The sequence below is a fragment of the Paenibacillus paridis genome (genome assembly GCF_006345825.1).
Lineage (GTDB): Bacteria > Bacillota > Bacilli > Paenibacillales > Paenibacillaceae > Pristimantibacillus > Pristimantibacillus paridis.
This window is the reverse complement of the sequence record NZ_VCIX01000083.1, coordinates 1-15,215: the sequence shown is the minus strand read 5'-3', so window position 1 is coordinate 15,215 and position 15,215 is coordinate 1. Positions and strand designations below refer to the sequence as shown.

The following is a 15,215-nucleotide window of genomic DNA, read 5'->3' as shown; positions in this document are numbered from 1 at the left end:
TGAATTAGAAGGAGAAATTCCAGCTAAAGCCTCAAAATGGCTGAAAACAATCAAATTAGAGGGAATAATTCCAGTTAAATCACTACTCAACAATGGAGGCGATTCTGTTGAAAAATACCTATTTTCATGTAAGACGGACGGATTATTTTAGGTGGTGCAGACGAAAGAGCAACAAGAAGCATGAATTCAGAGTAAGATTTATGAACGTTATAGGTTCTTAAAGGCTTTTGGAAAGCGAGGGGTGTTTATGGAGGATATAAGCCTTTATCTCCCAAGGGATAAACATGATTTTGAGAGAGTAGCTCAATTGTATCAACTCGATAAAGCGAGTTTGGCACCGATGATTCCTAGGCTTGTGGAATGGCTGCAAAACATTAATTGGCCCATTGCGATGGAAGTGGCGACTCTATTGCTTAAACATCCAGATGAAACCATACCGCACATCAAAGAAGTGTTAAAAACAAAGGATGACCAGTGGAAAGAATGGTGTCTGCAGTTTTTTGTGAAGGAGCTTCCTTTCCCATTCATTGAGCAATTTAGTGCGGATCTCGTCAGAATGGCTTATTCGCCTACGAAAGGAGAATTGTTGGAGGAAGTAAATGAGACGGCCGCAAGCATACTTGCCGTAATAAAAAAAAGCTTTAATCATCCCAATCTGCAATTTGTGATGGATGTCATGCGTGATTTTAAGAAGCCCTGGTTGATTGCTGGTGGCTGGGCCGTCGATCTTGGGCTTGGCTGCATGACGAGAGAGCATGAGGATATCGATATTTGTGTTTATCGCGAGGACGTACAAGCTGTGCTGGACTATTTTGTCAATTGGGAAATCAAAGTCGCAGTTCCCGGCGAACACCGTCTGGTTGACTATGGTCAGCTTAGCGACCTTTCGCTGCCGAGATACTGCTTGCATCTGTTTAGGGGAGATGATTTTTTAGAGATTCTGCTTACAGAACGCCTGGGAGACGAGATTCTATTTCGAAAAAACAAGGATATCACGATGCCAATGTTGCAGTTCGCTCACAAAGACGCAGCAGGAAGACCATACGTCAATCCGGTATGGCAGCTGCTGTTTAAAAGCTTGGCTCCGAGAGAAAAGGATTTGGCGGATTTCATGCATTATCTCCCTCTGTTAAAGGCTGAGGAAAAGCGCTGGCTGGCAAATGGAATCCGCCTGATGAAACCGGATTCGGACTGGCTGGGTATGCTGTCCGTTTCATGAATCCTAGTTTTTAGCCTTGAATTGTCCCGCAGCTGTTGCATCGCCTCCGCTGATTGCATATAATATAGATTATTGTTCCATATCCGAAGTAAAGCGATGATGGAGAAGAGTAAGCAGTGCTTTCGTACAGGGAGAGGACGCCGCAGATTGAGAGCGTCTTTATGAGATAAGGCTGCTGAAGATTCACTCCAGAGCAGGCACCTGAAACGCCATGGCGGCATGCCGCACGGCGCGAGTAGGGAAGGCCCGGTTCCCGCCGTTATTGGGGCTAAGGGATTGCAATCCGCTGCCAAGCGGCAGGCGCAGGCTTCGTATGAGGTTATAGCGCGCGTGAGCTGGAACGTAATCCGAATTAGGGTGGTACCACGGTTCTTTCGTCCCTTCAGGGAGAGAGGGCTTTTTTTGTGTCAAGATGCAGGAAAGATGATACGGAGGCGAAGAAGAATGAAGGAAAGATTGGAAGGCTTGCGCACCGAAGCGCTGCAGGAGCTTCAGCATGTGGATACTCCCCAGCAGCTAAATGATTTGCGCGTCAAATATTTGGGCAAAAAAGGCGCTTTAACTGAGATTTTGCGCGGCATGGGCGGCCTAAGCGCCGAGGAGCGTCCGATCATCGGGCAAGTGGGGAACGATGTGCGTGCGGCTATTGAATCCGTGATCAACGAGAAGCAGGAGGCCTTCCAGCAGGCTGAGACGAATAACCGTCTTCTTGCGGAAACGCTGGACGTTACATTGCCAGGGAAGGCATTGCCTACAGGCTCGGTCCACCCGCTTAATAAAGTGTCCCAAGAAATCGAAGATGTGTTCATCGGCCTTGGCTACACGATCGCTGAGGGTCCAGAGGTGGAAACGGACTATTACAACTTCGAAGCATTGAATCTGCCAAAAAACCATCCAGCACGCGACATGCAGGATTCCTTTTATGTAACGGATGACATTCTGATGCGTACGCACACTTCACCGGTTCAGGTCCGCACGATGAAAGCGATGAACGGACAAACGCCGGTTAAAGTCATTTGCCCCGGCAAAGTATACCGCCGCGATGACGACGATGCGACGCATTCGTTCCAGTTCAATCAAATCGAGGGACTTGTGATCGGCAAAAATATCCGCATGAGCGATTTGAAAGGCACGCTGCTGCAATTCGTGCAGCAAATGTTCGGTGCCCAGGCGCAAATCCGCCTTCGCCCAAGCTTCTTCCCGTTCACGGAGCCAAGTGCAGAGGTTGACGTGACTTGCGTGCAGTGCGGCGGCAAAGGCTGCCGGATGTGCAAGCAAACCGGCTGGCTTGAAATTCTCGGCTGCGGCATGGTACACCCGCGCGTATTGGAAATGGGTGGCTATGACCCGGAAGAGGTTAGCGGCTTTGCCTTCGGCATGGGCGTTGAGCGCATCGCCTTATTGAAATACGGCATTGACGATATTCGTCATTTCTATACAAACGATCTAAGGTTCCTTGGCCAATTCGCAAGAATGTAGCAATGAGAGAAGGGAAGAAGAGCGATGAGAGTATCCTATAAATGGTTAAATGAATATATCGACCTGTCCGGATTCACGGGGGAAGAGCTTGCGGAGAAAATGACGCGCGGCGGCATCGAAATCGACGTTGTCGAGTCCCGCAATAAAGGCGTAAACGGCGTTGTCGTCGGTTATGTGAAATCGAAGGAAAAGCATCCGGATGCGGATAAGCTTAATGTGTGCAAAGTGGACGTTGGCACAGACGAGGAACTTCAGATCGTATGCGGCGCCAAAAACGTCGATGCAGGCCAGCTCGTTCCCGTTGCCGTGATCGGCGCGGTGCTGCCCGGCGATTTCAAGATTAAGCGCGCGAAGCTGCGCGGCGTGGAATCCCAAGGGATGATTTGCTCGGCGAAGGAGCTTGGCCTCAATGAGAAGCTGCTGCCAAAGGAACAGCAAGAAGGCATCCTAGTTCTTCCAGCAGCGACGAAGATCGGTACGCCGATCGGCGAAGTGCTGGGCATTGACGATCAAGTGCTTGAGCTGGACCTGACGCCTAACCGTTCGGATTGCCTCAGCATGATTGGCGTAGCCTACGAGATTGGCGCATTGACCGGCCGCGAGGTTCGTTTGCCTGAAACGGCAATCAACCATACTTCGGTCAGCACGGACAGCTTAGTATCGGTCAAAATAAGCGCTGAAGAGCATTGCTCGCATTATTCGGCCCGTTACATCAAAGGCGTAAAAGTCGGAGAATCTCCGCTTTGGCTGCAAAACCGCCTGATCGCTGCCGGCATTCGCCCGATCAGCAACGTGGTTGACGTTACGAACTTCGTTATGCTGGAGTACGGCCAGCCGCTTCATGCTTTTGACGCTGACCGCTTGCCAGGGGGACGGATCGATGTCCGCCTAGCCAAAGCGGGCGAAACGCTGGTCACGCTTGATGATCAAGAGCGCAAGCTAGAGCCGCATATGCTTGTCATCACGGATGGCGAGAAGCCGATTGCGCTTGCGGGCGTTATGGGCGGAGCGAGCACTGAGGTTACGGGCGAGACGGTTAATATCCTGCTGGAATCGGCTAAGTTCGATGGCGGCACGGTGCGCAAAACGTCGCGCCAGCTTGGACTTCGTTCAGAATCAAGCATTCGCTTTGAGAAAGAAGTAGATCCGGCTCGCGTCATTCCGGCGCTGGACCGTGCGGCATCCCTCATTGCGCAGCTTTCCGAAGGCTTGGTGACCGAAGGTATCGTTGAGGCAGCAGCAGCGGCTGCGAAGCCGGTACAAGTCCCCGTATCATTGGACAAAATCAACGGCTACCTTGGTACGGAGCTATCCCGGCTAGAGGTTCAAACGATTTTCGGACGCCTGCACTTTGAGTACGAGCTCTCTGACAGCAATGTATTCACCGTAAACGTGCCGACGCGCCGCGGCGACATTACGCGTGCCGTTGACTTAATAGAGGAAGTAGCCCGTCTTCACGGCTATGATGAAATTCCGACGACGCTTATTCATGGCGATGTCGTGCCCGGCTCTTTGACAAAACCACAAACGATTCGCCGCGAACTGCGCAAACGGCTGTCGGATGCAGGGCTTCATGAGGTAGTTAGCTACTCCTTCACCGGACCTGAGCGCACGAAGCTGTTCCCTGCTCTGGCAGAGCACACGAACCCCGTGAAGCTTGCTATGCCGATGAGCGAGGACCGCAGTGTGCTTCGCACGACGCTTGTCGCGCAATTGCTGGAGACCGCTGCCTATAACCGCAACCGGAAGAACGAATCGGCAGCGCTGTTTGAAATTGGCAGCGTCTTCCACACCGATGAAGAGCAATTGACGCGCTTGCCGCATGAGAAGCATCGCTTTGCAGCGCTGCTGACAGGCAACCGTACGGAAGCGCAGTGGAATGCGAAAGCGTCGCAAGTGGATTTCTATGATGCGAAGGGTATTTTGGAGACAATATTCGCGGTGCTGGGACTTACGGCAAGCGTGTCGTACGAAGCTGCACAGCCGGAGCATTTTCACCCGGGCCGCACGGCCGCCGTTCTTCTTCACACGCCGAAAGGCAATGAAGTGATTGGTTACGTAGGCCAGCTGCATCCTGCGCTTCAATTGGAGGCAGATCTTGCCGATACGTATGTGCTGGAAATTGGGCTTGATTTGATTTATGAGCTTGCCGATTCAGGAATCGAGTATAAGGTTCTTCCGCGTTATCCGGCTATGCAGCGTGATATTGCGCTCGTCGTTGACCACGAGGTGGCGGCTGCGAAGCTGACAGGCGTAGCTTGGGAGATCGGAAGCGAGTTATTGGAGTCTGTTCGCGTCTTCGACGTATACACCGGCGAAAAGCTCGGCGCAGGCAAAAAGAGCGTCGCGTTGTCGCTGATTTACCGCCATGGAGAGCGTACGCTGACGGATGAGGAAGTAACGGAGCTGCATGGCAAGGTTGTTTTACAATTAGAACAATCTTTTGCAGCGGAATTGCGCAAGTAGGCAGGAAACCTTTAAAGCCGCATCGAAATAGTTCCTAGTGAGCTATCGATGCGGCTTTTTCCTTTTAAATATAAGGCATGATTCGGTTTTTGGAAGAGGATTATGCCTATATTTCAACGGGAAACGGAAAACGGCTCTTTATAAGAGCCAAATCAGCCGTTTACGCTTGCTCTACTTGGACAATAGGAGGATTCGCCTTAATGGATGCTGAACAAACGGTAGTTACGGTTGATATATATGGAGTTCAATATAAGCTAAAAGGCCATTCTAATGTGGAATATATGAAAAGGGTTGCAGCAGCCATCGACGAGAGCATGAAGAAGCTCGCCAAAGGGTATCCAAGGCTGGATATGCCTAAGCTAGCTGTACTCTCAGCGGTACAAATCACTGAGGAAGTTTTCCGCTTGAGGCGTGACAATACAAGGCTTCTTGAAGAGGAAGCACGGCTTACGCTTTTGCTGACGGAGCTCGAGCAGCTCAGCCAGCAGGCGGTTTCCCTGCAGGCAGAGCTGGCGGAGACGAAGCGGATGGCAGCGGAGCAGCTGCAGAAGGCGAAGGAAGCAGCCGAAGCCGAGCTGGCTGACATGCTGGCGCTAGCGGCAGAGCAGACGTCGGCCCAGCAGGCAGCGGCAGCCGAAGCGATCAAGGTGCAGGAAGAGACGATTCTGCGGCTTACGCAGGAGAATGTGGAGCGAATTGCGGCGCTTCGGTCGAAGAAGGATGCCCAGCTTGCCGAGGTGCAGGCGGAGAAGGAAGCGGCGCTTGCCGAGCTTATGGGCACCAAAGAACAGGAACTGGCGGAGCTGAAGCGAAGCAAAGAAGAGGAGCTTGCGGAATTCAGCAGCAGAAAAGCGTTGGAACTGCTGGAGATTCAGGATTTGAAGGAAGCGGCCCTCGCGGCGCTCAAGAATGAGACGGACGCAGCAATCACGGAGTTGAGAAACGGGAAGGAAGCAGAGCTTGCCAAGCTGCGCAGCGAGAAGGAAGCTGAGGTAGCTGCGCTCCGTGAAGCCTTGGAGAACCAGGAGATTGAGCTGGAGCTTGAGAAGGAGATCAAGCTCTCCGAGCTGGAGAACGCAAAGGCCGAGGAGCTTGCAGCGCTGAGGCGCGAGAAGGAAGAGCAGCTGAGTCTAGTAACCGCTGAGCTTGAAGCGGCACTGCAAGCGGTGAAAGAAGAGAAGGAAACACGGCTTAATGAGCTGGAAGGAAGCTGGAAAAGCAAGTGGGAGGACCGGGAGCAAAGCTGGCTTGCGCATACCGAGGCATCCCAAATCGAGCTCGCTAAGCTAGGCGAGGAGCGGGAGCAAGCTTGGAAGGCGGAAGCGGCCCAGACAGAGCAGGCGTTCAAGGCCGATCTGGAGCGGAGGCGGAACGGCTGGCTGGAGGAGCGCGCTAGGCTGCAAGCGCAGGCGGCGGAGCTGGAGCAAGGCTGGAGGGCGGATAAGGAAGCGTTGGAGCAGCGTGCAGTAGAGCTGGAGCAAGGCTGGAGCGCCGAGAAAGAAGTGCTGGAGCAGCGTGCTGCTGAGCTGCAGCAGAGCTGGGGCGCGGATAAAGAAGCGTTGGAGCTGCGTTTATCTGAGGCAGAGGAGCAGCTTATGCTGGCGATGGAGCAGGAAGAGAGCTTCCGAACCTCCTATGCGCAGCTGGAGCAGGATGTTCGCGCGCGGGAGAGCGAATACGAGCAGCTTCAAAGCGAGCTGAAAGAGACGCGGAGCCAGTTGGAAGAGCTGCAGGGTGCGAAGGAACTGGCTACGGCGCAGGTGCAAGAGCTGGAGCAGAAGCTGGCTCACGAGAGGAGCCACGTCTCGGCAGCGGACAAGCGGGCAACCGATCTGCAGCAGCGCTTGAAAGATGCGGCAGAGCGTGAGCAGCAGCAAGCGGAAAGGCTTCAACAGCTGGAGGAGCTGCACATTGAGCAAGAGGAGCAGCTGCTGCAGCTGCGGCTGGAGCAGGAGGTGCACGAGCAGCGGCACCTGAAGGAGAAGGAGGAACAGCGCGACCAATTGCGCGCAGAGTTTGAGCAGCAGCGCGATGTGCTGGAGGAAGGGCATGTACAGCAGCTTCTTTCCCTGCAAGAGGAGCAGCGCGAGCTAGTGAGGACGCTTCGCTTGGAACAGGAAGAGCAGCTAAAAATCGTAGAAGCGGAAAATGACGAGCTGTTTAAGCAAATGAGTGCAGAAAGCAATGACCGGTTTGAGCAGTTGGCTGCTGATCGGGATTTGCGAATCAAGGAGCTTGCGGAGGCGCATGAAGCCTATCTCTTGCAGCTGGCTAACCAGCATGAAGAGCAGCTGTTAGAGCAAGAAATGCAGCACGAGGATCAAATAAAGCAGCTGGTGCTTGAGCAGGAGGCGAAGGCTGCAAGCAAGGCTTCTGAGCATGAAGAGCAAGCAGCGCAAAGGGCTGCGAATCATCAAGCGCAAATGGCTCAAAAAACCGCGGAATATGAAGAACAAGCGGCACGACTAACCGCAGAGCACGAAAGCAGATTGAGACAGCTCACGGATCAATACGAAGAGCAGCTGCTGGAGCAAGAAGTGCAGCATGAGGATCAGATGAAGGCTCTGGCAGGTGAGCATGAGGCGCAGACAGCGGGCAAGGCTTCGGAATTTGATCAACAAGCCAAACGCTGGAAAGCGGACTTTGAAGCTCAGATTGCCAAAAAGGATTCGGAGCACGAAGAAGAAGCTGCGCGGCGCGCAGCGGATTACGAAGCTCAGCTCGCCAAAAAAGACGCGGAGCAGAGAGCGCAAGCCTCGGAGCTGGCTGCAGCGCATGAGAGCAAGCTGAAACAGCTCGTAGATCAATATGAAGAGCAGCTGCTGGAGCAGGAATTGTTGCACGAAGAGCAATCGCAGCAGCTGCTGCGCGAGCATGAGGAGCAAGCCGTCCGCAAAGCTTCAGAGTACGAGGGACAAGCTGCTCAAAGGGCGATCGAAGTGGATAACAAAATTAAACAGCTCACAGACGAATACGAAGAGCAGCTGCTGGAGCAAGCGGTGCAGCATGAAGACCAGCTCAAGCAATTGACTGAAGAATATGAAGCAAAATCCAAGGCATTCGCTGCCCAGCAAGCGGCGCGTTCTGAACAGCTGGTTGACCAGTATGAGGAGCGTTATATCGAACTTGCAGCAAAGCAAGATGAGATGCGCAGGGAACTTGCGGAAGAACGCGAAGACCGGTTGGCGCAATTGGTTGCGGAGCACGAGGAGCAGCTGAAGCAGCTGACAGTTAATCATGAGGAACTGCAGCTTCAACAGCAGCATGATTATGAAACAGCAATTCAGAAGCTGCAGGCGCAGCTGGATCAAATCGAAAGGATTGCGGCTTCTGCTGCGGAAGGCGAACAAACGTACAAAGCGGAGCTCGATAAGCTGGCTGCTAAAGAACGTGAGCTAACCGAGCAGCTAGAGTGGACGGCTGCCCGCGAGCGAATTGCCGCGCAGCAATTGGAAGCGGCATCCGCCCGCGAACGAGAATTGACCGAGCGCCTGAAAGAGCAGGAGCAATATGCTGAGCAAACGGCAGCTGAAGCATTGCGTTTGGAGCAGGAGAGACAGAAGCGAGAGGCGGAAGACGGAGAGCTAAGAGACCGGCTCGAGCGCGCCATGCAAGAGGCGGCTGCAGCATCCGAACGGAAGCTTGAGCTGAATGAGCATACCTCGAAGCTTGCTGAAGAGCGTGACGCAGCAGCCCGCAGGGCGGAGAAACTGGCGTACGAGCGCGACGAAGCGGCAAGCGCAGTGGAGTCGCTCTCCTATGAACGCGATGAAGCGGCACGCTCGGCAGAGAAGCTGGCCGGCGACCATGCCGACTTGCTAGAACAACATCATAGACTCAAAAACGAATATTCCAAGCTGCAAACCGAATACAACGAATGGATCGAGCTGATTGAGCACAGTTGATTCACCAAAAAACCGCAGTAACGAGCAATGGCCAATGCCAGCGCTTGTTACTGCGGTTTTTTGCTTTTAACTCCCATGAGCGAGTGTATTGGGCCATTTAGCCATAAGACACGATTGTACCCGTGGGTCCGCTCGCGGACAGGCCGGCGAGGCGGATCAAATCCGGTGTGACGGTTGCGGGATCTTTGCCAGTCGCATGCATCTCCGTGCGAATCGTGCCGGGATTATAAAGGTTTGCAAGGATGCCATATTCATATTCCTCATCGGCTAGCGTTCGCGTCAGTGATTCAAGTCCTGCCTTGGCAGCGCTGTAAGCCGCATAGCCCCCAGCCCCATTCCACGATAATCCCGAGGTAATGTTAATAATTCGACCATATCTGGCTTTGCGCATGGTCGGCAGAACAGCCTTTGTCAGAAGGAAAGGTCCAGTAAGATTCGTTGCGATTTGAGCTTGCCAATCATCGGAGGTTAATTCCAGAACCGTTCCGGATTCGAGCACAGCTGCGTTATTCAAAATAATATCGATGCGTCCAAAGTGGTTCAAAACGGAAGTGATGGCATCCTGCACCTGCTGCTCATCCGATACGTCCGTTTGCAAGGCGAGCGCGGACTTTCCTGTTTTTTCTTTTACGGCCAAAGCGGTTTCCTCAAGCTTCGCGAAGCGTCTGCCGAGTAAGGCAACTTCCGCTCCATCCGCTGCAAAAGCAATAGCTGCCGCACGTCCTAACCCTGTTCCGGCTCCGCTAATAATGGCGACTCGATCATGAAGTGTTCCCATCATGACTCCTCCATTCGCTGTTTGTATGGTGAATATCTTAACAGAGGGAAAGCGGCAGGGGAAGAGGGCGCATCATCAATTTTTTTTAGCGGTTAAGCAAATCTTTATTATATTTGGGTGACTGAAATCTGGAAAGCGAAGCAAGTAATCTAAAATTACTGCACCAAAAGGTAAAAACAAAGTATACCCTTCGCAATTGTATAATGAGCTTGGGTCATTCGTGAAAGCGATTACAAATTGGGAGAAGAGAGGGAGCGACAAAATGAACCATATTACCCAGCGTAGATGGGGGAAAAAAATGTTGTCTTTGGTGCTTGCAGGGGTTCTTGCTTCAAGCATAACAGCCAATGCGGTTCCGCGGGCACATGCGGCAGAGAGTATTGTATTTAAAACACAAAGCGGAGGAGTCTTTGACGGCATGCCGTTGTTCGATGGCAATCCGGAGCATTTGGACGCTTATGTGGACACGTATTTTGCATATACGGGGCTAGAGGGACCGGCAGTTTATGTTACGGGCTCGCGTAACCATTATACGCTTACGCAAGGGGCGCATGCCGGTAAAGTCATTCCGGGGGCACTTGCAGCTGCCGATAATGTGCAGGGCGTCTCTACAGACTTTCCGGCACTGGTTGGCATGGGACAAACCTGGAACAAGGAGCTGCTTGGCAATATCGGCAAGGTGATGGGGAATGAAAAAATCAGCTTATTGAAAGTAAAGCAAGGCGAATCCAATATTCATGGCGGTGCGAATGCATCGGCAACCGTTGCTTTTACGGTAGTCAGCGATATGCGGATTAATCCTCTGAGCGGCAGATTTGACGAAGGCTACTCGGAAGATCCTTATATGGCGGGAACTCTGATTAACGAGATGGCGACAGGCCTTAGCGGAATCGATCAACCGGCCAGCGATGACGGGTTTTGGATGCGCGCCGCCGTCGGCACTAAGCATTATTCCGTTTATAACGCGCAGTGGTTCCGCGAGAGCGCAAACAATAGCGCCGGAGCAAGAGCGATGTTCGAGTATCAGACACGCAGTCCGCTGAAGGGCCTCGAATCAGGTGCCATAGCAGGGGTAATGACATCCTACGGCCGTACGAACGGGATACCGAATATTTTATCCCCACTGCAGCTGCATGCGAATGATTTCTCCAAATATGGCGTGTACAGCTCGCCTGATTTTAATGCAGATGCCCATGTATCGAGCTCGGGAAATCTAAGCAACGGGTATGATGCGAACTATGCGATTGACCGGACGCATGCGACTGTGCTGATGGCACTGGCTGAGGCCAATGCGGGACGTCCATCCGGTACGACTCCAGCCGATGTGCCGGATCTGGTGGCACTTGTGAACAAGGGTGAGTACGGCATTACCGCTGAGGATCTGATTACGGCAGCAAGGCCGCATGTGAATCAGATGGTACGCGTAGGGATCTTTAATGAAGTTGATGCTAACGGGATTCCTAAATTTTATCCGTTTGCTCAGGACGCTAAAGATGTGCGTACGGCAGCCGCGGCGACTTACAGCGTGCCGGAGCATCAGCAGATTGCGCTGCAAGCGGCACAGGAAAGCATTGTGCTGCTGAAAAATGACGGCGTTCTGCCGCTTGCGAAAAACAAAAATGCGGCGGTTTCCGGCGTATACGCGGATGCGAGATTCAAAACGACCTACTCGGTAGGCACGACGCCTGCACTTCCGCAATCGGGCATATCCCCGCTGCTGGCGATAATTAACGCCAACGGGGCAAATCACGTATCGTACGATTCGGCAGGCAAGGTTATTGCGCTTACTGCGATGAGCAATAATCAGACGGTTACGGCTAACGTATATGATCCTTCTGCCATCACTGGAGGAGCTCAGCTGGTAACGACTGAGGACCCGCTGAATCCAGCCGATACCGCTCAGCTTTTCGAGGTGTACGATTGGGGTCAAGAGGGCTACAGCTTGCTGTCGCTCAAAAATAACCGTTGGGTTACATCGCCGACCAGCAATAACGCTTCAGTTGGCAATACCGATGGAACTACACTCAATCTGACCAATAACGATTGGGACTTGGCAGCGATGCTGGGCAACACGAGCGCAATCCCGCCAAGGCTGCGAATCGAGCAAAACGCGGACCAGACGGTATCGCTGGTCGCGAACGGTTATAGAAGCGGCTTCTCCGGCGATTTTACGAACTGGTATTATTCGAATGGCCGTTTCATTACGACAGGCGCGGATGCCAAGCTGAAGACTGCGGCAGCTGTGCTCGGCAATCAATCGAATGCAGCTATTCGCAGTAACGACGTGAAATTCAAAGAAACGGTTGTTAAGGAAGTAGGCCAAGATTCCGTAGATCGTGCGGCGATTGACGATTATGCTGTCGTTTTCGTTGGCGCAGTTCCGCGCCATAGTGCAGGCGAAGGAAATGACCGCTCCAGCTTGTATATGGGCGATGCCGATTACGAGCTGGTGGATAAAGTGTCTGCTGCTTTCGCGGCGCAAGGCAAAAAGACGATCGTTGTTGTCAAAAGTAGCTTCCCGGTTGGTCTGGAAGACATTCAAAATAACCCGAATGTAGCGGCTATCGTCTATCAGCCATATGGCGGCCAATATGACTCCCAGGCGCTCGCAAAGGTACTATACGGCGACTACGCGCCAACGGGCCGTCTGACTTCCACTTGGTATGCGGATATGTCCGCTTTCCCAGAGATTAATAAATACGTTATTCCGGAAGGAAACAAGACCGCTTCGATGGCTACGATTGACCCGCGTTTCACCTTGGATATGACGAATGCTGATCCGATCGAGTCCAAGCTTACTTATATGTATACGGATGCTCCAATTACGTATCCGTTTGGATTCGGCCTCTCGTACAGCAGCTTTGCTTACAGCGACTTGACGGCGCCAGCGAGCGCAGGCGGGAAAGATCCGTTTACCGTTTCTGTAAAAGTGAAAAATGAAGGCTCCGTCAACACGTCGGAAGTCGTTCAGCTTTATATCAAGAACAATCAATCGGGCTACGGCGACTCTGCACCGAAGCAGCAGCTCGTCGGCTTTGAGAAAATCGCGCTGGCTGCGGGGGAGAGCAAAACGGTTGCCCTGACTGTTGACCCTAGCGATTTTGGTATCTGGGATGTCAATAAAGGCAGCTTCATTGTGGAAAACGGAGCTTATACGCTGATGGTCGGCTCGTCCTCCAAAGCTATTCACGGCGAGAAGACGATCCAAATCAACAGCGAAACCATTGCTGCATTACAGGCCTATAAGCCGATTAATGTATTTGACCATGCATTCGTATCCCATGAAGTCATTTACCACGAGGTTTCTAAGGAGCGCACTGCACAAAACTTGAAAGCGAATAAGGTAGTTGGGGGCTATTATGCCGTCCGCTCCAAACAAAACGGTTCCTACGTAGCGCTTCCGAATGTAGACCTGACAGGAACAAAAAGCGTTAAAGCCTCAGTTGCATCCGATGCGGCAGGAGGTATCATCACTTTGCACGCGGATTCGCCAAGCAGCGCACCGATCGCCATGATTGAGGTTCCGGCAACGCAGCCTAGATCCTATACGATTGCGAATGCATCTGTTTCGGTAACGGAACTTGGCTATGTTGATGTGAAAGCGGATTTGAGCAACACGAGCTTGAAGGGCAAACACAATCTTTATGTCGTGTTCAAAGCCGCTGATCTTCGCATTGACAGCCTGGCATTTGAAAGTGAATCGGCTATCAGCAGCGCAAGCCAAGTGACTGCCGGCCAAACTAATCCTACAGTGGTTATAAAGAGCGAGAGCGCACCGTTCGCAGCGCTAGCAGCGAATATCGAGAACTGGGTGATCGACCCTGCGGCAAGCGGCTTAAATCTAGCCTCGGTCTCTGTATCGGAATCGGGTTCCGAAGCGACGCTTCAATTCAACGGAACAGCGCAAGCGGCAACAATCGCGATTCAAGCTAAAGCTGCTGCTTTCGACGGTAATTTGACGGACAGCAACAAGCTGAATCTTACGATTGCTAATTCTTCTTCTGGAGGAGGAGGCACGCCAGGGACAGGAACGCCTAGCGCTGAAACGCCGGCTGTGACCGTAACAGCCGCGAGTGCAGCCGATACGACTAAGGTGAACAACATCAAAGCTGATGGCGTTACGGTAGCGGGAGCACCGGTAGGCATCAAAATCAGCAAATTAAACGGTGCCTATGCAGCGGCGACCGTTACTGTCGAGAAAAACGCAGGCAAGAAGGTAACGGCTTTGGCGATGGTTGCCGACGACGGCACATTAACGCCGGTACCAAGCCAGATTACAACAGATGCAAGCGGCAAAACGGTCATTAAAGCGCTTGTCTCCTTGAGCGGTACTTACGTAGCCGTTAACTCGGAGCGCGCGTTTACGGACGTGGCAGCCAAAGCCTGGTATGCGGAAGAGATCGCTAAGGCCAATAGCCTGCTTCTAATCAATGGCGTCTCATCCACGACGATGCAGCCGGGAGCACCAACAACAAAAGCACAAACGCTTATGGTTGCCCTTAACGTACTTGGCATTGCACCTCAGAAGAGTGAAGAGGGAGCGAAATGGTATGACGCCGTCGTGAAAGCAGCTAGCGAGCATAAGCTGGTTAGTTATTCTACGCTGGCGTCGGATACGCCAATGTCCCGTGAAGGCATGGCTGCCGTGCTTGCTAATGCCCTTCAGTATGCGGGGATTGACATTACATTAAGCGAGTCAGAAGTGAGCAAGCAGCTTCAAGGCTTCTCGGATGCGGCAAGCATTTCCAAAGAAAACCGTGCGGCAATGGCAATTGCAGTTAAATACGGTATTTTCAAAGGGAATCCATCACAGCAATTGCAGCCTTCCGGAACCATTACGCGTGCGGAGCTGGCTGCTGTAGCCCTTCGTACTCACAGCGCCATTATTGCTCTTATTTCTTAATTAGTATGAGGTTTGTGTAGTTAATTAGGAGAGAAAATAAAAAAGACACACAGACGGAAAACCGTCTGTGTGTCTTTTTCCTGTATATCTAAAACTAAAGAAATGAAGTTGACGCGAAGCGAGAAGATCGTTCTGGAGAAACAAATTTTCATCCGATGCGTGCCTTTCCTTCGACTAATCTTGTAATAATTTTGTTTAAGACTAAACCTCATTTGAATAGATGGATTTTCTCCTGCTATTTTTAAGGATTTTAGGATTCTGAGGCATTTAGAAGGAAATTTTCCCTATAATTCCGGGTACATTGACGAAAATGACCTGTAACGAATGAATTAACGGGAAAAATTCCAACTATTTCATTTTCCTAGAGAGTAACTCTTAAGCCCCCTAATTGGATTGGAGTCATCAATATGCAATAAGGTACAATATTGATGAGGGGGAATGAAGCGTATGAAAAGCAATATTCTT

Annotated in this window: 6 protein-coding genes; 5 read left to right on the top strand and 1 reads right to left on the bottom strand. The window is 52.0% G+C overall.

Annotated elements, in window-relative coordinates; all coding sequences use genetic code 11:
* The first annotated feature begins 247 nt into the window (after positions 1–247).
* The 4 genes from FJQ58_RS11920 to FJQ58_RS11905 all read left to right on the top strand — a co-directional run bounded on the left by FJQ58_RS11920 (position 248) and on the right by FJQ58_RS11905 (position 9,069).
* The gene (locus FJQ58_RS11920; protein ID WP_139993620.1) at positions 248–1,219 is read left to right on the top strand and encodes a DUF5071 domain-containing protein; all 972 of its coding nucleotides are present in this window, start codon (positions 248–250) and stop codon (positions 1,217–1,219) included.
* Positions 1,220–1,663: 444 nt separating this feature from the next.
* Entirely contained in the window at positions 1,664–2,698 is a 1,035-nt protein-coding gene (pheS, locus tag FJQ58_RS11915; RefSeq protein ID WP_139993619.1) for a phenylalanine--tRNA ligase subunit alpha, read from the top strand.
* A gap of 24 nt (positions 2,699–2,722) precedes the next feature.
* Entirely contained in the window at positions 2,723–5,164 is a 2,442-nt protein-coding gene (pheT, locus tag FJQ58_RS11910) for a phenylalanine--tRNA ligase subunit beta (protein WP_139993617.1), read from the top strand.
* Positions 5,165–5,364: 200 nt separating this feature from the next.
* Positions 5,365–9,069 carry a cell division protein ZapA gene (locus FJQ58_RS11905; protein ID WP_139993615.1) on the top strand — a complete coding sequence of 1,235 codons (3,705 nt, stop codon included), beginning with the start codon at positions 5,365–5,367 and terminating at the stop codon, positions 9,067–9,069.
* Positions 9,070–9,166: 97 nt separating this feature from the next.
* Here FJQ58_RS11905 and FJQ58_RS11900 read toward each other — a convergent pair whose 3' ends face one another.
* Positions 9,167–9,847 (bottom strand): SDR family NAD(P)-dependent oxidoreductase, encoded by a 681-nt coding sequence (locus FJQ58_RS11900; RefSeq protein ID WP_139993613.1) that lies wholly within the window; start codon positions 9,845–9,847, stop codon positions 9,167–9,169.
* A gap of 262 nt (positions 9,848–10,109) precedes the next feature.
* Between FJQ58_RS11900 and FJQ58_RS11895 the strand changes: the two genes are divergently transcribed.
* Positions 10,110–14,750, top strand: coding sequence for a glycoside hydrolase family 3 C-terminal domain-containing protein (locus FJQ58_RS11895; protein WP_139993611.1), 4,641 nt, complete (start codon positions 10,110–10,112; stop codon positions 14,748–14,750).
* Positions 14,751–15,215: the final 465 nt, after the last annotated feature.